The organism is Limnohabitans sp. TEGF003 (assembly GCF_055395455.1).
The window spans coordinates 446,664-465,833 of the sequence record NZ_AP029225.1 but is presented as its reverse complement, the minus strand read 5'-3'; the positions used below and the strand labels follow the sequence as shown (position 1 = coordinate 465,833).

Sequence of the window (19,170 nt, the reverse complement as noted above, 5' to 3'; positions counted from 1 at the left end):
ACCATGGCAATCGATCATCCACCCGATCACCTTAACACCGCACAAGGCTTGACCACAGCCCAAGCCCAAGTGCGGCTGGCCGCGGATGGCCCGAACGAAGTGGCGCAGGGCACGCGTCGCTCCGTTTGGCGACGCCTGGCCGACATGCTGCGCCAACCCATGTTCGCCTTGCTGGTCACGGCAGCACTGCTGTACATGCTGCTGGGCGACCTGACCGAAGGTCTGACGCTGTCGGTCTTTGTCTTGGCCGTGCTGGTGCTGAGTTTTTACCAGGAGGGGAAATCCGAAGCTACCATTGAGGCCCTGCGCCAGCTCACACAAGCCCAGGCCCGTGTGCTGCGAGACGGCCAAACACAGCTGATCCCCGCCAGCGACGTCGTGGCAGGCGACTGTTTGCTGCTGTCAGAAGGCGACCGGGTGGCTGCAGACGGTTGGCTGCTGCAGGCCAGCAACCTGCAAATGGACGAATCCCTGTTGACGGGCGAATCGGTGGCCGTGGACAAAAGCCCGCTGGAGCCACAGCCAGGCGGCTCAGGGTCGCCAATGCCCAAGCCGCCACCCCAGGCCTGCGTGCATGGCGGCACGTTTGTTGTGCGCGGCAGCGGCCAGGTGCGGGTCACGGCCACCGGCATGCGCAGCCAGATCGGACAAATTGGTCTGTCATTGGACCAGGTACAAGAAGCCGACACCCCCTTGCAACAACAGACCGCCCAATTGGTCCAGGTGCTGGCCAGTCTGGTGGCGGTGCTCTGCGTGGTGATGGTGCTGACCCTGGTCTGGCGCACCGGTCAATGGGTGCCCGCTTTGCTGTCGGGCATCGCGCTGGCCATGGCCATCCTGCCCGAAGAGTATTCCGTGGTCCTCACGCTGTTTCCGGCCATGGGCGCGCGTCGCCTGACGCGTGAGGGCGTGCTCACCCGGCACATCAACGCCATCGAAACCCTGGGGGCGATCAGTGTGCTGTGCACCGACAAAACCGGCACCCTGACGCAAAACCGCATGACCGTGACCGCACTGGCCGTGCCCCGGGTGGCTGGCAGCTCAGAGCCTGGCGAGGTGCTGCAGTGGCGCACACCCGCAATGGGCCAAGCGTCGTCCACGCCGGCCGCAACCGCTGCACCACTCTCCACGGCTTTTCACCCCTTGATCGAGCACGCCATTCTGGCCAGTGCCCCCACACCTTTCGACCCAATGGAGACCGCCTTCCATGCGATGGGCAAAGACCATCTGAGCGAGGCCGATCGCGCTTTTGGCGAGGGCCAGCTGGTGCAAACCTACGCCCTCAGCCCCAGCCTCAAAGCCATGTCGCATGTCTGGCAGTTCGACCCAGATGACCCGCATGTGGTCTCGGTCAAAGGGGCCCCCGAAGCCGTCATGGACCTGTGCCACCTGAGCCCGAGTGCACGCGCGCACTGGCTGGCCCGCGTGGCAGACATGGCCGCACAGGGCTTGCGCGTGCTCGCGGTGGCACATAGCCGATTTGAAGGCCAAAGCTACCCCGATACCCCGCACGACTTTGACTTTGAATGGCTGGGCCTGATCGGGCTGACCGACCCCTTGCGCCCCGAAATTCCGCAGGCCATGGCCGACTGCCAATCGGCCGGCATTCAGGTCATTGTGATCACGGGCGACTTCCCTGCCACAGCGCGCGAAATCGCCCGGCAAGCCGGACTGCCCGAGGGTGAAACCCTGACCGGTGATGTCCTGGAAGGCCTGGATGACGCCGCTTTGCGCGAGCGGCTGCGCCACGTCACCGTCTGTGCACGCATCTCGCCGCACCAGAAACTGCGCATCGTGCAGGCGCTGCAGGCGCAGGGTCAGGTGGTGGCCATGACGGGCGATGGCGTGAACGACGCCCCGGCCCTGAAGGCCGCCCACGTGGGCATCGCGATGGGCGCACGGGGCACCGACGTCGCCCGCGAAGCCGCCGACCTGGTGCTGGTGGACGACAACTTCGCCTCGATCGTTCGGGGCATCCGTTTGGGCCGCCGCATTTTCGGCAACCTGCAAAAGTCGATGCAGTACATCTTTGCGATCCACATCCCGATCGCGGGCATGGCCTTGGTGCCCATGCTGATGGGCTGGCCTGCACTGATGCTGCCCTTGCATGTGGCCTTGCTGGAGCTGGTGATCGACCCAGCCTGTTCGCTGGCCTTCGAGAACGAGCCCGCCCCGGCCAACGTGATGCGTCAAGCACCCCGCGATACCCGCACGGCCCTGTTTGGCGCTCGGACCATCGGCCTGGCCTTGGGACAAGGACTGGCGGTGCTGGCCTGTGTGGCCCTGACGTACGCCATTGCCAAGCTGTGGCCTGGCGCAGGCGAGGCGTTCTGGTCGATGCCGTGGACACCTGCGCTGGATGCGATGGCTTTGACTGCGGCTTTGAGCGAAGCGCAAATCCGCGCCATGCTGTTCATCACGCTGATCACCGGCAATGCTGCCTTGATCCTGTCCAACCGTGCAGGCGGTGGTCAGTTCTGGCGCAGCTTGCGCACACCCAACGCCGTGGCCTACGGGGTGATCGCCTTGGCCGGTTTCTTTCTGGTTTTGGCCATCCATTGGCCCTGGCTCTCAGGCCCGCTTCAGTTTGAGCCCCCGCCGCTGTGGCCGTGGCTCACCGCGGTCGCTTCAGGTGCGCTCAGCGGTGTCGGCGTCTCGGTTTTGCACTGGGCCATGAGCGCAAGGCCAAGCCCACCCCAGGGCCGTGGCTGAACCTGAGCGCACAAGCCCCTCAGTTGTGCGCTGGCACGGCAGGCCAGCGCACGACGACGCTCAACCCACCCAAGTCTGGACTGTGCCCCAACGTCACCTGCAAGTGGTAGCGCTGGGCCAAGCGCCGAACAATCGACCACCCCAACCCACTGCCATCCGCGCCATTGCCGGGGACCCGAAAGAAACGGTCCCCCAATCGGTCCAGATCGGCAGGACTCAAACCCGGGCCACTGTCTTCGACACTGAGGCTTGGGGTTGGTGATGCTTCCCAACGCACACGGATCTGTGCACCCACCGGGCTGTAGCGCTGGGCATTGTCCACCAGATTGCCCACCAACACCCCCACCAGACCGGGCGGCATGGGCACATGCAAGGAAGCAGGCGCGTCAAGACTCAAGACTTGCTGTTTGGCACGTGCCTGCGGACCCAGGTCCGCCAACAGGGCCTGGGTGTCGGCGACGGCATCGCAAACCACAGCGCCCTGCGCGGCGTCATCGGCATCGAGTCGGGCCAACTGCAAGAGCTGGGTCACCAGCCGTGTGGCACGGTCACACCCCCGCAACACGGCATCCAGGGCCATCTGGCGATCGCTGTCGGAATCGCTTCCACGCGCCACTTGTGCCTGCATGCGAATGGCCGCAATCGGTGTTCGCAACTCATGTGCAGCATCGGCCGTGAAACGGCGCTCGCCATCCATTTGCTGGGCCGTCTGCTCGAACCAACGGTTCAGGGCCTTGACCAGCGGCCGCACTTCGGCCGACACCTCTTCACTCAGAGGCTCGCGGGCATCGGCCTGGCGCTGCGAGACCGACTGGCTCAGCTGGCGAAGCGGCGCGAAGGACTTGAAAATCGCCCCCCAGATCAGCAAGGCCAAAACAGGCAAAGCCAGCAGCATGGGGACGATGGCGGACTTCAGGCCCGCTTTCAGGATGTCGTTGCGGGCCGATTGCAACTCGGCCACCATGACCTGAACATCGCGCTCGCGCCCGGGCGTGGCAAAGACACGCCAGGCTTGGTCACCGAGCCGCTGGTCGGAGATGCCGGTTCGGCCCCAAGGTGCCAACGGCGACACAGGGGCCTCGGCCGAGCGAAAGACCAGCTTTTTTTCATGCCAGACCTGAAAAGCGACCCGGGGCTGGTACTTGTGCAGCACCGGTGCGGTGGTGAAGTCGTCGTCGTGCTCATCGCTGGTCTGCACCGCCAGCACCGCTGCGGTTTGCGCCAGATGGGCGTCCAGCAACTCGCTGAGCTCGTGCTCGGTTTTGAGCCATGTCATGACCAGCACCAAAGTCCAGACCAGCCCGGTGACCGCCAACAGGCTGAGCGTCAGCCGCCATTGAAGCGAAGAAGGTCGCCAGACTTTCATGCCTTGACTTGCTGGGGCAGCATGTACCCCACGCCTCGCAGGGTTTCGATCACGTCCGCATGCAGCTTCTTGCGCAGGTTGTAAATGTGAACCTCGACCGTGTTGCTGCTCACCTCGGTTCCCCATTGGTACAGGTGCTGTTCGATCTGTCCACGGGTCAGCACACGGCCCGCGTGCAGCATGAAAATGTGCAGCACCTCGTACTCACGCGAGGACAATTCGACCGCCCGCTCGCCCAGCCATACCTGGCGCGAGGCCGGGTCCAGGCGCAAAGCCCCGGCCTCCAGAGTGGGCTCTGCGACGCCATGGGCACGGCGCACCAGTGCCCGCAGGCGTGCGGCCAGCTCCATCAAATCCACCGGTTTGACCAGGTAGTCATCGGCACCAGCATCCAGTCCGGCGATGCGGTCGGGCACGCCATCCCGCGCCGTCAAAATCAACACCGGGGTGGTGACTTTTTGGCGGCGCACCGCCGCCAGGCACTGCATGCCATCCTGGCGAGGCAAACCCAAGTCGAGCACGCAGGCTTCGTACACCCCGGCCAACAGCTCACGCTCAGCCGCCACGCCGTCGCGGACCCAGTCCACCCAAAAGCCTTGCTGCTGCAAACCGGCTTTCAGGCCGGAGCCCAGCAACTCGTCATCTTCCGCCAATAAAACGCGCATGTGTCCAGCCTGAATGGGGGTCTGAAAAATCAATCGTCATCGTCATGATCGTCGCTCTGCATCGATTGTGCCTTGCCGGGTGCAGGGTGCAACCAGGCGGCCACGCCCTCGCCCTGTCCCTGAGGTGAGGCCTGCCACTGCCACACCCAGAACGACACAACCGCAGCAAGCAACACAATGGCCCACCACCCCTGGTTGGATCGGATCAAATCGGGCCCGGCGCCTTCCACACGCCCGGTCAACATGGGCGTGGCCAGATTGCGGCGACGCAGCAGACTGAGGACCACCACCCCGGCGATGTGCGCCAGCACGGCCGCCAACATGACGTTGCCGAAAAACTCGTGCACTTCTTCCATCCACTCACCCGTCCACTCTTGGTAGGTGACGTAGCCAGACAACACCACCGGGACAATGGCCAGCAACACCGCCGCAACCGTCAAGGCCATGTACAGGTTTTGCCCCTGACGCCATGAGGCCTGCACGCCACCAAGCCCATGACCAAGCCCCTGCAGCCAGGCACCCAAGCCGCGCAACTTGCCCAGCAGCGCAGACAAACGCGCATGGCGCGGCCCCAGCAAACCCCAAACCACACGCACCAGCAACAAACCGCCCAGCGTGTAGCCCAGGGTCACGTGCACCAACCTGAAAATTTCGCTCTCGGCCGTGATGTAGGCACCCAAAAAACTCATCGCCAACAAAGCGTGCAGCGTGCGCGTGAACGCATCCACCGTGCGACGGGTTGGCGCGGGCGCCTCAGTGCGGGCAGCGGTACCAGGAGAAGCATGGGTCATCATTTCAAATTCCTTGTGTTCAAAACCCCCTGCCGTTTGCACGGCCGGTTGGGGCCCAGGTCAACGGGGGATTCGCACCTGGTGTTCGTCAAACTGGCCTTGCTCGGCCTGGGTGTGGCAGGCACTGCACTGGGCCGCACTTTGGATGCTGGCGCGTTGCCAGACGGCGGGTGCGATTTCGCGGTGCTTGCGCGCAAACCAGGCAGAACGCGTGATGCGGTCTTGTGGCGGCTCTTCTCGCACGCGCTTGTAGGTGCCGGCATGGGCCAAGAGCCATGCAGACACTTGTTGCACTTGGGCGGGCTCCAGAGAGGCGTCACTGCCGTAATGCCGGTCCAGCCCACCCATGATGCGACGCCACGACGCCGCAGGCAACAAGCCCGGCGGGTAGGCCGTGTGACAGGCCGCACACTCCTGTTTGTAAACAGACGGCACCTGCGCGGGCATCAGCGGCCCATCGGCCATGACCGGCGCAGACAGCTCAAGCCATAACACGCCCCACCACACACACCCAGCGGGCAATTTGGAAAACGTCAGCCCGCTCATTTCAGACCCACCAGATAAGCCAGCACATCGGCCTTTTCAGCAGGTGTGCATTCACGCGACAAGACGTCCTTGCAATTGCGCTTGAACCACTTGTCGACCTTGGCGCTGTCGGTCAAGCGTTCGGCATTGAAAGCCGGGGCCAAAGCAGCGATCTTTTTGCCGGTGGCCGCATGCTTGGCTTCGCGGGTCGGTGGCTGCCCATGGCAGGACGCACACGACCACTCGCCGCCATGGCGCTGCTGAAAAAAGACCTGACCTTTGGCCGCATCGCCCGCTTGCCCTGCGGCTTGCTGCCAGCGCTGCAGTTCCGACTCGGGCGTCGCCTCCAGCGCATGTGCGCCTGAGCCCCAGGCCAAGAAGGCAAGCGCCCAGGCAATCGGGCAGCTCCATTTTTTAAAGTTCAACATGGCATCGACCTTTCATCCCGTCTCAAACTCGAGATTAAAGGTCTTACCTGAAGCGACTCTTAAGCCATACCGCTGGGGCACCCCTGCGCGACAAACCCAGACGGCCTGCCAAACGGCGATGCCCGCCGTCAATCCTTCAACGGCACCACCCGACTGGCCGGGAAAGTCAGCATGAACTTGGAGCCTTTGCCCACCTGGCTTTCAATGCGCAACTCACCCCCATGGCGTTGCACCACATGCTTGGCAATGGCCAAGCCCAAACCTGTGCCACCCGTCTCGCGTGAGCGGCTGCGGTCGACCCTGTAAAAGCGCTCAGACAAACGCGGCAAATGTTCAGGGGCAATGCCCGGACCGGTATCGGTCACGGAGAATGTCGCGCCCTCGGGGGTCCTGACCCAAGTTGCATGGACCGTGCCGCCCGCAGGGGTGTAGCGCACGGCATTGCTCACCAGATTCGACACTGCGCTGAGCAATTCGGAACGCACACCCAGCAAGGCCCAATCCGCCTGGGTGTCAAAATTGAGCACATGGACGGGACCACGCTCGTCACCCTCTTGACCCGAGAGAACCGCCGACAAAGCCGCCGCATCGGCGGCGACTTGCGTCATCAACTCCGGCAAAGGCACCTGCTCGTGGTTACCGGGCGGCGAGCTGCCTTCCAGTTGTGACAGGGTCAACAAATCCGCCACCAGACTTTGCATGCGCTCGGCCTGCACCGACATCAGTTGCAAATAATTCTGGCGTTCTTGCTCGTTCAAGGGAAGGGTTTGCAGGGTTTCCACAAATCCGCTCAAGACGGTCAAGGGCGTGCGAATTTCGTGCGACACATTGGCCACAAAATCCCGGCGCATGGCATCGGCCAAGGTCACCGAGGTGATGTCCCGACTGAGCAGCAAAAGCTGCCCATCACCATAAGCATGCAGCTGGACCGAGAGCTTGGGTGTCTGAATCAGCGAGTTGGACCGCCCATCGATGATGACTTCAGCATCGTGTTGGCCTTGTGCAAAGTACCTGGAAAAAACCGGGTCACGCAGCAAATGCACGATGTGCTGCTTCACATCCCGCTTGGCGTCCAGGCCAAGGTGGTTGCTCGCCGTGGCATTGCACCACTCGATGCGGCCCTCGGCATCGAGCAAGGTCACCCCGTTGGGAGAGGCCTGAATGGCTTGGAGGAAATATTGCAGGCGCTGTTCGCTGGTGAGCAGCTGTTTGTCATTGAGCCGCAATTGCCGCTGAATGCGCTGAGCAATCTCGGCCCACACGCCTTTCCAGGGCAGCTCCGTTCGCCAATCGGGCTGGGACAGCCACAACTCCAGACGCCGAACTTTCCAGATCTGTAAAAGCAGCATCCACAGCAGCGCAACGCATGCCGCGAGTGCTGCCTCCAACGGACCGCCCCAGAACCACGCAGGCGCGGCCACCAGCGCCATCAGCGTCAGGATTTCAAGAACAGCGATCCACATGTCTTACACCGCAGGTGCGGCCGTCAGGCGGTAGCCCGCACCCCGCACGGTTTCGATCATCGCGCCCGCATCGCCCAGCGATTCGCGCAAACGCTTGACATGCACATCCACGGTGCGCTCTTCGATGTAGACATGATCGCCCCAGACCTTGTCGAGCAGCATGCCCCGGGTGTGTACCCGCTCTGGGTGCCGCATCAGGTATTGCAGCAATTTGAACTCCGTCGGCCCGACCTTCAGGGGCTTGTCCTGCCAGCTCACCCGGTAGGTGTCGGCATCGAGCTGCAACTGGCCAATCTTCACCGCCCCACCCGCCGATTCGGGCACACGCCGACGCAAGACCGCGCGGATGCGCGCCAGCAATTCACGCGGCGAAAACGGCTTGACGATGTAATCGTCGGCACCGGCATCCAGTCCCGCCACACGATCGGCTTCATCACCCCGGGCGGTGAGCATCAAAATCGGCACGACTTTGGTACGCGCCGAAGCACGCCAGCGGCGCGCCAGCGTCAGGCCGCTTTCACCCGGCAGCATCCAATCGAGCAAGATGACATCCGGCAGGATCTCGTCGAGCTCACGTTGCGCCGATTCCGCGTCCATCGCCCAGACTGGCTGGAAACCGTTGTGTCGCAAATTCACCGAAATCAATTCGGCAATCGACGCTTCATCCTCGACGATCAGAATTCTCGGCAAGCTTCTCATTGGACCGCTTTTTCGATGTCCGTCAGGGCCGTGTGGCGCACGTCGGCACCTTTGACCACGTAGATCACAAACTCGGCGATGTTTTTGGCATGGTCGCCGATGCGCTCAATGGCCTTGGCCACAAACAGCAAGTCCAGGCTGGCCGAAATGGTGCGCGGGTCTTCCATCATGTAGGTGACGAGCTTGCGGACAAAACCGTTGAACTCGGCATCGATCAGGTCGTCCTCTTTCAGGATGACCAAAGCCGTGTTCACATCCAGCCGTGCAAACGCATCCAGGGCCTTGCGCAACAGCCCGGAGGCCAGGTCGGACGCCACACGCAATTCCGACGATGGCAAATTGCGCGGGCTGCCCTGCTCCAGGATCAGTTTGACCATGCGGGCAATGCGCTCGGCCTCATCGCCAGCACGCTCCAGATTGGCCGTGATTTTGGAGATCGCCATCAGCAAGCGCAAATCGCGTGCCGTGGGCTGGCGACGGGCAATGATGGAAGCCAGCTCGGCGTCGATCTCGACCTCTAAGCTGTTGACTTGTTTTTCGGTGGCAATGACCTGGTTGGCCACTTCCAGACTGAACTGGGCCAAGGCATAGACCGCATGGCGGGTTTGCGACTCCACCAGGCCACCCAGCTCCAGAACGCGGGAAGAGACGCTGGTCAGGTCCGCATCGAACTGACTTGAAATGTGTTTTTCCATGGTGTGCTCCTGATCAGCCGAAACGGCCAGTGATGTAGTCTTCGGTCTCTTGGCGGGCGGGCTTCATGAAGATCTGCTCGGTCTGCCCGAATTCGACCAATTCGCCCAGGTACATGTAAGCCGTGAAGTCGGACACACGGGCCGCTTGCTGCATGTTGTGCGTGACGATGGCCACGGTGTAGTCCTTCTTCAACTCGCTGACCAGCTCTTCGACCTTGGCAGTCGAGATCGGATCGAGCGCCGAGGTGGGCTCGTCCAGCAAGATGACCTTGGGCTTGACCGCCACAGTGCGGGCGATGCACAGACGCTGCTGCTGGCCACCTGACAGCGACAAACCGCTTTGGCCGAGCTTGTCCTTCACCTCGTTCCAGATGGCGGCCTTGGTCAAGGCCCACTCGACGCGCTCGTCCATGTCGGCACGGCTGAGGTTTTCATACAAGCGAATGCCGAAAGCGATGTTGTCGTAGATCGACATCGGGAACGGTGTCGGTTTCTGGAACACCATGCCCACCTGGGCACGCAGCAAATTCAAATCCTGTTTGGGGTCCAGAATGTTCTGGCCATAAAAGTTGATCTGACCCTCAGCGCGCTGACCAGGGTACAGGCTGTACATGCGGTTGAGCGTGCGCAGCAGCGTGGACTTGCCGCAACCCGAAGGCCCGATGAAGGCGGTGACCTTGTGCTCGGCGATGTTGAGGTTGACGTTTTTCAGGCCCTTGAAGGTGCCATAGAAAAAGCTGAGGTCGCGGATTTCAATGGCATTTTTGAGTGGCACAGAAGCGGTATTGGGCATAGGAAACCTTGTCTTTCAATCAGGCTTTGACTTTTTCGCGGAAGAACACGCGGGCCAAAATGTTCAGGACCAGCACCGTCAGGGTGATCAGCAGTGCGCCACCCCAGGCCAGTCGGACCCAGTTGTCATAGGGGCTCATGGCGAACTGGAAAATCACCACAGGCAAGTTGGCCATGGGCGAGTTCATGTCCCATGAGAAGAACTGGTTGTTCAAGGCGGTGAACAACAGCGGTGCGGTTTCACCGCTGATGCGGGCCAGCGCCAGCAACAAACCGGTCATCACGCCCGCTTTGGCGGCACGCAAAGTCACGAAGGTCGCGACTTTCCAGCGCGGTGCGCCGAGTGCAAAAGCGGCTTCACGCAGACTGCCTGGCACCAGGCGCAGCATGTTCTCGGTGGTGCGCACCACCACCGGAATGGCAATGAGCGCCAGCGCCAGCGAGCCCGCCCAACCCGAAAAGTGCTTCACCTGGGCCACCAGAATGGCGTACACAAACAGGCCCAACACAATGGAAGGCGCGGACAGCATGATGTCCGTGACAAAACGGGTCAGCTCGGCGGTCTTGCTTTCGTCCCCGTATTCGGCCAGGTACACGCCCGCAAAAATGCCAATGGGCGTGCTGACCAGGGCGGTGACCAGCACCATCATGACGCTGCCCACGATGGCATTGGCCAAGCCACCGCCCTCGGAGCCGGGGGCTGGCGTGGATTCGGTGAACATGGCCCAGTTGATGGCCGAGATGCCGTTCTTGAACAGCACAAACAAAATCCACAGCAGCACAAACAAGCCCAAGGCCATGGCCAGCATGGACAAGGTCAGGCCGATCTGGTTGACGCGTTTGCGCCGCGCGTAAATGGTCAGATTCATGGTGTCAGGCCTTTCAGGTCTTGGTGCCTTTGGCTTTTTCGGCCCGGATGATCATGATCTTGGCCAAGGCCAACACCACAAAGGTGATCACGAACAACAAAAAGCCCAGCGCAAACAGGGTGGTGAGGTGGAAGTCATCGGCTTCGCCGAACTCATTGGCCAGCGTCGAGGCGATCGACGTGCCTGGCGAAAACAGCGAAGCGCTGATGCGCTGCGAATTGCCGATCACAAAGGTCACGGCCATGGTCTCGCCCAGGGCCCGGCCCAGGCCCAGCATGATGCCGCCAATCACGCCTTTTTGGGTGTAGGGCAAAACGATGTTGCGCACCACTTCCCAGGTGGTGCAACCCAGGCCATAGGCCGACTCGCGCAGGATAGGCGGCACGATCTCGAACACATCGCGCATCACAGCAGCAATGAAGGGCAAGATCATGAAGGCCAAAATGATGCCGGCCGCCAAAATGCCAATGCCGTTCATGGCACCACCAAACAAACTGCCAATCAAGGGCATCTGACCCAAGGTGGACTGCAGTGCAGGCTGGCCATATTCGGCAAACAAAGGCGCAAAAATGAACAAGCCGAACATGCCGTAAATGATCGAAGGCACCGCCGCCAGCAACTCAATGGCTGTGCCCAATGGGCGGCGCAGGTAGGTCGGGCAGGTTTCGGTCAAAAACAGGGCAATGCCAAAAGACAAAGGCACGGCGATCACCAGCGCAATGAGCGCACTGACCACCGTACCAAAGATGGCAATCGCTGCGCCGAACTCACCGTTGATGATGTCCCATTCGACGCGCCAGACAAAGCCAAGACCGAACTTGGCAAAGGACGGCCAGGCGTTGATCAGCAACGAAATGATGATGCCCATCAAGGCACACAACACCAGCAGGGAAAAACCCATGGTGATCTTGTGGAAGAAAAAATCCTGCAAGCGTTGGCGCTTGACCACCGCCATCATGTTGGCTTGGGTCGCACTGTCCGCCACGGCCATCGGGTCCATATTGATTCCTTGAGACAACTGCATCGTGTTCACTTTCAGCGTGCATGCCCCGGCATCCTGCGATGGCGGGGCTGCATGGCAGGGTGTCGCCAGCGACACCCTTCAGAGGCTCATCAGTTCTTGATCTGTGTCCAGACGCGCTCGCGGATTTGCTTGGTCAAAGCGTCCGGCAATGGCACATAGTCCAGCTCGGCAGCCATGCCCTTGCCGTTTTTGAAGGCCCAGTCAAAGAACTTGATGGCTTCCTTGGACAGGTTCTTGTCGCTCGGGTCCTTGTACATCAGGATGAACGAAGCAGTGCTCACAGGCCAGCTGGTGGCGCCTTTGGCGTTCACCATCGAGATGCCCATGCCGGGCACGCTGAACCAGTCGGCACCGGCAGCGGCGGCTGCGAAAGTGGTGTCGTCAGGGCTGACGTACTTGCCATCGACGTTTTGCAACTGCAGGAAGTTCATGTTGTTTTTCTTGACGTAGGCGTATTCCACGTAGCCGATCGCGCCCTTGACACGGTTCACGTTGGCGGCCACGCCTTCATTGCCCTTGCCACCCACCGACGAAGCAGCAGGCCACTTGACCGCAGCGCCCTTGCCCACGGTATCAGCCCACTCTTTGCTCACGGCGGTCAGGTAATCGGTCCAGTTGAAGGTGGTGCCGGAACCATCGGCGCGGTGCACCACGGTGATGCTCTGGTCGGGCAGCTTTTTGCCGGGGTTCAAAGCAACAAACTTGGGGTCGTTCCACTTGGTGATCTTGCCCATGAACATCTCGGCCATGACAGGGCCGGTGATGCGCAACTCGCCGGGCTTGAAACCTTCGAGGTTCACCACAGGCACGGTGCCGCCAATGATGGCCGGGAATTGCACCATGCCGTCCTTGTCCAGGTCCGCACCGGGCACAGGGGCGTCCGACGCGCCAAACGTGACGGTCTTGGCGCGGATCTGACGAATGCCACCAGAAGAGCCGATCGACTGGTAGTTCAAACCGGTGCCAGTCTCTTTCTTGTAGGCCTCAGCCCATTTGGCGTAAATCGGATAAGGGAATGTGGCACCGGCGCCGGTGATGTCGGCAGCCCATGTGGTGGCCGCCACAACGCTCAGGCCCACAGCGGCCATGACGGATTTCAATTTCAACATGTCAACTCCTGGTTCAGGGTGATAAAAATTCTGCTCTTCAAAAGGTGCGCAAGATCGTTTCCTGCTCCCTTGTTTCAACTCTATCCACCAATTGTGACAACTGCGTGTCAATTCACCACTTGTTTTGGTGACGCGCCGCGTGTCAATGCAACAAAGACTTGCCCCGATCAATCGGGGAACGGGCTTGAACGCTTGGATTTGAGGTTTTTTGCAATCAAAAGTACCTAAATATTGCGTTTTCCTTCTGATTTCAACCTTTGGGCCTGTTCACCGCCATCGCTGCGGTATGGCGCTCTTGGGGGGTCATGCAGCGCCTGAATTGAAAAGGCCACGCGCGTTGGCGTGGCCTTGGACTCACCCGACAAGCGGGCAGAGGTGATTTTCGTGAGGCATCACAAGCCGATCACGCCACCATCCTTGCGCGTGATGACGATGGTGGCCGAACGGGGTCGACCGGCCACGCCATAACCCTGGTTGCCTGGCCAGACGCTCTGAGGCGCTGCGCTTGAGGACAGGGGCTTGGACAATTCGCCGGGGTGCTGGATGTTGACAAACAAGGTACGGCCATCCGGTGTTTCGGTGATGCCTGTCACTTCAGCGCCTGGAGGTGCCACCAGGAAGCGGCGAAGTTTGGCCTCGCCCAATGCGGCACCCAAGAAGGTCTCTTGCGTGCCTGTCTGCTCGGCCCCCCCCACCACCATCTTGTTTTTCACGGTGACTTTGCCGCCGTCGCCCACCTGGCCCGGAATGGCGGCCAGCATCATGCAGTTGGTTTCGTCGGTGAAGGCCCCATCGTCGGTCTGGATCCAGCAGATGCCGGTGGCTTTGCTGAACCACAGGCCGTCGGGCGAAGAGAACGAATTCTTGGCGGTCAGGCCCGACAGGTTGGCGTCACCGGAGTCTTCCTCGGCACCGAACAAGAAGATATCCCAGGAAAAGTTTTTGGCCGTAGCTTGATGACCTGGCTCTTTGAAACGGATGATGTGACCGTGCGGATTACCCATGCCTTTTTTTCCATCCAGATCCATGTAGGCACGGGGGTTGGCTGCATCGGTTTTGCCAGGCGTGCGGTTGGCGGCGCTGTTGTTGGTGAGGGCAAAGTACACCTCACCATTGCGGTGGTTGACGGCGCCCCACTCCGGACGGTCCATCTTGGTTGCACCCACGGCATCGGCGGCATGTCGGGCATTCACCAGCACATCCCCCTGATTGGCGAATGGGTAGGCGCTGTACTTGGCAATGCGCGGGTCTGCGATGGTCAGCTCCAGCCACTCGCCCTGGCCTGAAGCATCAAAGCGGGCCGCATAGAGCTTGCCCTCGCTCAGGTACTTGTCGCCAGCGGCCATGCCACCACCCACGTCACGTGGGTCCCACACGGCGGTGCTCACAAATTTGTAGATGTATTCGTTGCGTGCATCGCAGCCCATGTAGAACGCCAAAGGCTGGCCCGCCACAGGCAGGCTACACACCGCAGCTTCGTGCGCAAACCGGCCCATGGCCACGCGCTTGGCCGGCGTGGAGTTGGGAGCCAGGGGGTCGATCTCCACGTTGAAACCAAAGGTGTTGGCTTCGTTGCGGAAATCCTTTTCGGCATTCGCTCCCACGGCCGCGAGGTTCCAGCGGGCAAAGCGGTCATCGGTGGACGACACGGTGTGCCAGCCCTGGCTGACAGACTTGGTCGAACCGGCAGCAGGCGCGGCAGCGGCCACACCATAGCGCTTGCGCGAAGCCAGCTCTTTCGCTGTCAAGGCTTGACCTTCGCTGGTGGTCTGGAAGTAATAGGCCCAATTTTCTTCGCAGCCCAAATACGTGCCCCACGGCGTTTTGCCATGGCCGCAGTTGTTGAGTGTGCCGCGAGCCATGGCCCCGGCCGTGTCCCAGCGGGTCACCATCAAACTGCGAATCTGCTCGATCGAAGCGCGGGGGCCGCTGATGCGCACAGGCGTTTGTGCGGTGATACGGCGGTTCAGGGGCGAATCTTGCTTGATTCGCCAGCCTTGCGGCGTTTTCACGATCTCGACCACAGAGACGCCGTGGTGGTTGATTTCCTTGAGCACTTCCAACTCAGGGCGGACGCCCAAATCCCAGTCGCCAAATTGGGTAAATTTCTTGCCGCTGACCTTGTTGGAAGTTTGGCCATTGGGGTGCATGAAGTGCGCATCGGCCGAGCTTTCGTGGTTCACGCACAGCACGGCGCGGCCCGTGTCCTTCTCGGAATAGCGGCCATTGGCGTCGATGTAATAAATGTCCATGCCATCGTGGTGATCGCCAATGCGGCGCGACCAGTCGTCCGACTCAAGGCCGCGGTTGGAATAGGCCGCCAAGGCCGAATCGAGCGCATCGCCTGTGGCGTGCAGCACGCTGTATTGGTAGCCCGGCGGCAAGATCACGTTGTCGAGCAGGCTTTTTCCCACCGCAGCAAAGCCCAAGGCTTTGGGCGCAGCAGGCGCGCCTGTGGTCAAGCTGGCACAGCCGGGCAGCATGGCCAGACCCGCCAGACCCAAACCACCGCGCAACAAACCCCGACGTGCGGGATTTTGCAAGGACTGGCTCAGGACATCTTGAAAGTGGGGGTTGTCAGAGGTGTTGCAAATCGGGTCAAGATCGTGGTGAGACATGTGAAGCTCCAGGGGAAAAGAGCCATTGGAGGGCTTTCACGTGACATTTTGATGGCGAAAATCTGAAGGTTGAATGACAGATCCTCGGCCGACTGCCTCTGAAATCTTGTCATGAATGCGTCACAAATGCATGGCACAGTGACGAACATTACATTTCCAGAAGCATTGAAAGATAACCCATGAAAATCGGTATCAACGGTATGGGCCGCATTGGCCGCTTGGCCTTGCGTGCAGCCATGGGCGCTGCCGAGCGCCCGTCTGACGACCCCCGCGCAGGCAACCGCCTGGAGGTGGTGCATGTCAACGAACTCAAAGGCGGCGCAGCCGCCACGGCGCATTTGCTCGCGTTTGACAGTGTTCAGGGCAAGTGGCGCGAGCGCATTGAAGCCGAGAGCGATCGCCACATCCGCATCGGAGATCGCACCCTGGGCTTCTCGTCGCACGCCAACCCGGCCGACATCCCTTGGGGCGACATGGGCGTGGACCTGGTGCTGGAATGCACGGGCAAGTTCCTCACCCCCGAAACGATTGAAGGCCACCTGGACCGGGGCGCTAAGCGCGTGATCGTGGCCGCGCCTGTCAAGGTGGGCGATGTGCTGAACATCGTGGTCGGCATCAACCACACGCTCTACAACCCGGCCAAAGACCGCATCGTCACGGCCGCATCGTGCACCACCAATTGCCTGGCCCCGGTCGTCAAAGTCGTGCACGAAGCCATTGGCATTCGGCACGGTCAGATCACCACCATCCACGACCCGACCAACACCAACCTGGTGGTAGACGCGCCGCACAAAGACCTGCGCCGCGCCCGCAGCGCCATGATGAGCCTGGCCCCCACCACCACGGGCAGCGCCACCGCCATTGCCTTGATCTACCCCGAACTCAAAGGCAAGCTCAACGGCCACGCCGTGCGTGCTCCGGTGCTCAACGCGTCGCTGACCGACTGCGTGTTCGAGATGAAGCGCGAAACCAGCGCCGAAGAAGTCAACGCCTTGTTTGCCGCTGCGGCCCAAGGCCCGCTGGCAGGCATTTTGGGATACGAGGAGCGGCCCTTGGTCAGCGTGGACTACGCCCGCGACACACGCAGCGCCATCGTGGACGCACTGTCCACCTTGGTGACCGACGGCACACTGCTCAAGGTCTACGCCTGGTACGACAACGAAATGGGCTACGCCTGCCGCATGGTCGATTTGGCCTGCCACATGCAAGAAGTCGGCATCTGAGATGAACGCGGCTGAGCGCAACGACGGCGGTATCACCGCCGCAGAACGTCAATACGGCATCGTGACCGCCGCCTATTGGGGCTTCACCCTGACCGACGGCGCGTTGCGCATGTTGGTGCTGCTGCACTTTTACAAGCTGGGTTACTCGCCGTTCACGCTGGCCTTTTTGTTCTTGCTCTACGAAGGCGCGGGTGTGTTGGCCAACCTGATCGGCGGCTGGCTGGCCACACGCTTTGGCATCGCCCGCATGCTCACCGTGGGACTGGTCACGCAGATCATCGGCTTTGGTTTGCTCTCGGCCTTACAGCCCGAGTGGACAGCAACCATGTCGGTGGCTTGGGTGGTGCTGGCGCAGGGCGTGTGTGGCGTGGCCAAAGACCTGACCAAAACCGCCAGCAAATCGGCCATCAAGATCACGCAGGCGCAAGCCAAAGACCAAGGCAACGGCCAACTCTTCAAGTGGGTGGCCTGGTTCACGGGCAGCAAAAACGCCATGAAAGGCTTTGGCTTTTTTCTGGGTGGTTTGCTGCTGGAGACGCTGGGTTTTCAGGGCTCGCTGTGGGCCATGTCGGGCCTTCTTGCCTTGGTGCTGATCGGGGTGGTGACGAGCCTGCCGCCCATGATGGGCAAGAGCAAGCCTTCGGGCTCGGCCAAAGAGTTGTTCGCCAAAAGCGCAGGCATCAACGCACTGGCCGCCGCCCGCGTGGCCTTGTTTGGTGCGCGTGATGTCTGGTTTGTGGTGGGCGTACCGGTGTTCCTCTACTCGGTGGGCTGGACCTTCACCATGGTGGGCGGCTTTTTGGCCGCGTGGACCATTGGCTATGGCCTGGTGCAAGCACTGGCCCCGCAGCTGGTGCGCCGCAGCGCCGACGGTCTGAGCCGCGAAGTGCCTGCAGCCCGCTGGTGGTCGGCGGTGCTCACGCTCATTCCGTTGGGCATCGCCGCTGCGCTTTGGCTGCAAGCGCCGCAGCTGCAATGGTGGGTGGTCGGGGGTCTGAGCCTGTTCGGCTTTGCCTTTGCCATCAACTCTTCGGTTCACAGTTATTTGGTGCTGGCCTATGCAGGCTCTGAAAAAGCGGCCGAAGACGTGGGCTTTTACTACGCCGCCAACGCGCTGGGCCGCTTCATGGGCACGCTGCTGTCAGGCCTGCTGTACCAATGGGGCGGGCTGTTGTACGCCCTCTTGGGATCGGCGCTGATGCTGCTGCTGTGCTGGCTGACCACACTGCGCCTGCCCTTGGGCTTGCTTGAGCACACCCCCCCTTCAGAAAAGACAGGCACCCCATGACCACCGACACCGTTTTGAACGCCATGGACGAAGACCTCGCCGTCAAGGCACTGGCGGCTTTGGCGCAAACCTCGCGGCTGCGTTTGTTCCGCGCCATCGTGGGTGCAGGCCCTGAAGGCATGCAACCGGGCCAGTTGACGCAAGCGCTGGCGGTGCCTGCCAACACGCTGTCCTTTCACCTCAAGGAACTGCACCATGCGGGCCTGGTGAGCGTGCAACGCGAAGGCCGGTTCATGCGTTACCGCGCCGACATGCCGACCATGCAAAACCTGGTCGGCTTCTTGACCGACCACTGCTGCCAAGGCGTGCCTTGCGACGACATGCCCACCGTGGCGTGTGACACCGCATGCTGCTGACGATTTTTTCTCACCCATGGACGCTCACATGAAAAAACACAACATCCTTTTCATTTGCACTGCCAACTCCGCACGCAGCATCATGGCCGAAGCCATCATGAACCACCTGGGGCCGCACCGTTTTGTGGCCTACAGCGCGGGTAGCCAACCCGATGGCACCGTGAAGGAAGAAGCCCTGCGCTGCCTCACGCGGCACCAGCTGAACACCCAAGGGCTGCGCAGCAAAAGCTGGTCTGAATTTGCCACGCCCGATGCCCCGGTCATGGACTTCGTCATCACCGTTTGCGACAACGCTGCCGGTGAAGTCTGCCCGGTCTGGCCTGGCCAGCCCATGAGTGCGCACTGGGGCGTGGAAGACCCTTCGCACGCCAGCGGCAGTGAAGCCAACAAAGACAAGGCCTTCCGGGAGGCGTTCATCAAATTGCACCGCCGGATATCGATTTTGCTCAGCCTGCCTATCGACAAGCTGGACCGTTTGTCGCTGAAAAAAGAGCTGGATCGGATTGGCCAGTCCTGAAGATCCCTCCGCGCCCTGGCGCGGGACACC

18 protein-coding genes are annotated in these 19,170 nt (G+C 61.3%); 5 read left to right on the top strand and 13 right to left on the bottom strand.

The genetic code is table 11. From position 1 onward, the window contains the following. Positions 1-3: 3 nt before the first annotated feature. Entirely contained in the window at positions 4-2,712 is a 2,709-nt protein-coding gene (locus tag ACZ5RT_RS02340) for a cation-translocating P-type ATPase (RefSeq protein ID WP_464453386.1), read from the top strand. 19 nt (positions 2,713-2,731) lie between these two features. Here the strand turns inward: ACZ5RT_RS02340 and ACZ5RT_RS02335 are convergent, their stop codons facing one another. From ACZ5RT_RS02335 to ACZ5RT_RS02275, 13 genes are all read right to left on the bottom strand, one after another. Continuing rightward, a complete protein-coding gene (locus tag ACZ5RT_RS02335) occupies positions 2,732-4,078 on the bottom strand; it encodes an ATP-binding protein (protein ID WP_464453385.1) in 1,347 nt (448 codons plus the stop codon). Next, positions 4,075-4,743 (bottom strand): winged helix-turn-helix domain-containing protein, encoded by a 669-nt coding sequence (locus tag ACZ5RT_RS02330; RefSeq protein ID WP_291926397.1) that lies wholly within the window; start codon positions 4,741-4,743, stop codon positions 4,075-4,077. Before ACZ5RT_RS02330 ends, ACZ5RT_RS02335 begins: the two co-directional genes overlap by 4 nt. Before the next feature lie 29 nt (positions 4,744-4,772). Then, a complete protein-coding gene (locus ACZ5RT_RS02325; RefSeq protein ID WP_422172473.1) occupies positions 4,773-5,537 on the bottom strand; it encodes a cytochrome b/b6 domain-containing protein in 765 nt (254 codons plus the stop codon). Between the two features lie 57 nt (positions 5,538-5,594). Beyond that, entirely contained in the window at positions 5,595-6,080 is a 486-nt protein-coding gene (locus ACZ5RT_RS02320; protein WP_464453384.1) for a diheme cytochrome c, read from the bottom strand. After that, positions 6,077-6,487 carry a DUF1924 domain-containing protein gene (locus tag ACZ5RT_RS02315; protein WP_422172475.1) on the bottom strand — a complete coding sequence of 137 codons (411 nt, stop codon included), beginning with the start codon at positions 6,485-6,487 and terminating at the stop codon, positions 6,077-6,079. Before ACZ5RT_RS02315 ends, ACZ5RT_RS02320 begins: the two co-directional genes overlap by 4 nt. A gap of 128 nt (positions 6,488-6,615) precedes the next feature. After that, the gene (gene phoR, locus ACZ5RT_RS02310) at positions 6,616-7,950 is read right to left on the bottom strand and encodes a phosphate regulon sensor histidine kinase PhoR (protein ID WP_464453383.1); all 1,335 of its coding nucleotides are present in this window, start codon (positions 7,948-7,950) and stop codon (positions 6,616-6,618) included. A gap of 3 nt (positions 7,951-7,953) precedes the next feature. After that, on the bottom strand, positions 7,954-8,649 hold the full coding sequence (gene phoB / locus ACZ5RT_RS02305; RefSeq protein ID WP_464453382.1) for a phosphate regulon transcriptional regulator PhoB: 696 nt from the start codon (positions 8,647-8,649) through the stop codon (positions 7,954-7,956). After that, positions 8,646-9,344 (bottom strand): phosphate signaling complex protein PhoU, encoded by a 699-nt coding sequence (gene phoU / locus ACZ5RT_RS02300; RefSeq protein ID WP_108426996.1) that lies wholly within the window; start codon positions 9,342-9,344, stop codon positions 8,646-8,648. The genes phoB and phoU overlap by 4 nt, the downstream gene beginning before the upstream one ends. 13 nt (positions 9,345-9,357) lie before the next feature. Further along, the gene (gene pstB, locus ACZ5RT_RS02295; protein WP_108426997.1) at positions 9,358-10,137 is read right to left on the bottom strand and encodes a phosphate ABC transporter ATP-binding protein PstB; all 780 of its coding nucleotides are present in this window, start codon (positions 10,135-10,137) and stop codon (positions 9,358-9,360) included. Between the two features lie 19 nt (positions 10,138-10,156). Beyond that, the gene (gene pstA / locus ACZ5RT_RS02290; protein WP_108426998.1) at positions 10,157-11,005 is read right to left on the bottom strand and encodes a phosphate ABC transporter permease PstA; all 849 of its coding nucleotides are present in this window, start codon (positions 11,003-11,005) and stop codon (positions 10,157-10,159) included. A gap of 13 nt (positions 11,006-11,018) precedes the next feature. Then, positions 11,019-11,996, bottom strand: coding sequence for a phosphate ABC transporter permease subunit PstC (gene pstC, locus ACZ5RT_RS02285; protein WP_464454179.1), 978 nt, complete (start codon positions 11,994-11,996; stop codon positions 11,019-11,021). A gap of 122 nt (positions 11,997-12,118) precedes the next feature. Further along, positions 12,119-13,138 (bottom strand): phosphate ABC transporter substrate-binding protein PstS, encoded by a 1,020-nt coding sequence (gene pstS / locus ACZ5RT_RS02280; RefSeq protein ID WP_464453381.1) that lies wholly within the window; start codon positions 13,136-13,138, stop codon positions 12,119-12,121. Positions 13,139-13,530: 392 nt separating this feature from the next. Beyond that, positions 13,531-15,756, bottom strand: a complete 2,226-nt coding sequence (locus tag ACZ5RT_RS02275) for a PhoX family protein (protein WP_464453380.1) — start codon at positions 15,754-15,756, stop codon at positions 13,531-13,533. A 179-nt stretch (positions 15,757-15,935) separates the two neighbouring features. Here ACZ5RT_RS02275 and ACZ5RT_RS02270 point away from each other — a divergent pair, with 179 nt between their 5' ends. The 4 genes from ACZ5RT_RS02270 to ACZ5RT_RS02255 are packed head-to-tail and all read left to right on the top strand — an operon-like array spanning position 15,936 to position 19,140. Then, a complete protein-coding gene (locus ACZ5RT_RS02270; RefSeq protein ID WP_464453379.1) occupies positions 15,936-16,979 on the top strand; it encodes an ArsJ-associated glyceraldehyde-3-phosphate dehydrogenase in 1,044 nt (347 codons plus the stop codon). Between the two features lies 1 nt (position 16,980). Further along, positions 16,981-18,267, top strand: a complete 1,287-nt coding sequence (gene arsJ, locus ACZ5RT_RS02265) for an organoarsenical effux MFS transporter ArsJ (RefSeq protein WP_422172483.1) — start codon at positions 16,981-16,983, stop codon at positions 18,265-18,267. A gap of 23 nt (positions 18,268-18,290) precedes the next feature. Then, a complete protein-coding gene (locus ACZ5RT_RS02260) occupies positions 18,291-18,623 on the top strand; it encodes an ArsR/SmtB family transcription factor (protein WP_464454177.1) in 333 nt (110 codons plus the stop codon). A 28-nt stretch (positions 18,624-18,651) separates the two neighbouring features. Continuing rightward, positions 18,652-19,140, top strand: a complete 489-nt coding sequence (locus tag ACZ5RT_RS02255) for an arsenate reductase ArsC (RefSeq protein WP_464453378.1) — start codon at positions 18,652-18,654, stop codon at positions 19,138-19,140. Positions 19,141-19,170: the final 30 nt, after the last annotated feature.

Excerpts from the sequence above, each read along its gene's own strand:
- arsJ (WP_422172483.1), top strand. The coding sequence starts at position 16,981 with ATGAACGCGGCTGAGCGCAACGACGGCGGTATCACCGCCGCAGAACGT.
- ACZ5RT_RS02260 (WP_464454177.1), top strand. The coding sequence starts at position 18,291 with ATGGACGAAGACCTCGCCGTCAAGGCACTGGCGGCTTTGGCGCAAACC.
- ACZ5RT_RS02340 (WP_464453386.1), top strand. The coding sequence starts at position 4 with ATGGCAATCGATCATCCACCCGATCACCTTAACACCGCACAAGGCTTG.
- ACZ5RT_RS02275 (WP_464453380.1), bottom strand. The coding sequence starts at position 15,756 with ATGTCTCACCACGATCTTGACCCGATTTGCAACACCTCTGACAACCCC.
- phoB (WP_464453382.1), bottom strand. The coding sequence starts at position 8,649 with ATGAGAAGCTTGCCGAGAATTCTGATCGTCGAGGATGAAGCGTCGATT.
- pstB (WP_108426997.1), bottom strand. The coding sequence starts at position 10,137 with ATGCCCAATACCGCTTCTGTGCCACTCAAAAATGCCATTGAAATCCGC.
- ACZ5RT_RS02335 (WP_464453385.1), bottom strand. The coding sequence starts at position 4,078 with ATGAAAGTCTGGCGACCTTCTTCGCTTCAATGGCGGCTGACGCTCAGC.
- pstS (WP_464453381.1), bottom strand. The coding sequence starts at position 13,138 with ATGTTGAAATTGAAATCCGTCATGGCCGCTGTGGGCCTGAGCGTTGTG.
- ACZ5RT_RS02325 (WP_422172473.1), bottom strand. The coding sequence starts at position 5,537 with ATGATGACCCATGCTTCTCCTGGTACCGCTGCCCGCACTGAGGCGCCC.
- pstA (WP_108426998.1), bottom strand. The coding sequence starts at position 11,005 with ATGAATCTGACCATTTACGCGCGGCGCAAACGCGTCAACCAGATCGGC.
- phoR (WP_464453383.1), bottom strand. The coding sequence starts at position 7,950 with ATGTGGATCGCTGTTCTTGAAATCCTGACGCTGATGGCGCTGGTGGCC.
- phoU (WP_108426996.1), bottom strand. The coding sequence starts at position 9,344 with ATGGAAAAACACATTTCAAGTCAGTTCGATGCGGACCTGACCAGCGTC.
- ACZ5RT_RS02320 (WP_464453384.1), bottom strand. The coding sequence starts at position 6,080 with ATGAGCGGGCTGACGTTTTCCAAATTGCCCGCTGGGTGTGTGTGGTGG.
- pstC (WP_464454179.1), bottom strand. The coding sequence starts at position 11,996 with ATGGCCGTGGCGGACAGTGCGACCCAAGCCAACATGATGGCGGTGGTC.
- ACZ5RT_RS02330 (WP_291926397.1), bottom strand. The coding sequence starts at position 4,743 with ATGCGCGTTTTATTGGCGGAAGATGACGAGTTGCTGGGCTCCGGCCTG.
- ACZ5RT_RS02255 (WP_464453378.1), top strand. The coding sequence starts at position 18,652 with ATGAAAAAACACAACATCCTTTTCATTTGCACTGCCAACTCCGCACGC.
- ACZ5RT_RS02270 (WP_464453379.1), top strand. The coding sequence starts at position 15,936 with ATGAAAATCGGTATCAACGGTATGGGCCGCATTGGCCGCTTGGCCTTG.
- ACZ5RT_RS02315 (WP_422172475.1), bottom strand. The coding sequence starts at position 6,487 with ATGTTGAACTTTAAAAAATGGAGCTGCCCGATTGCCTGGGCGCTTGCC.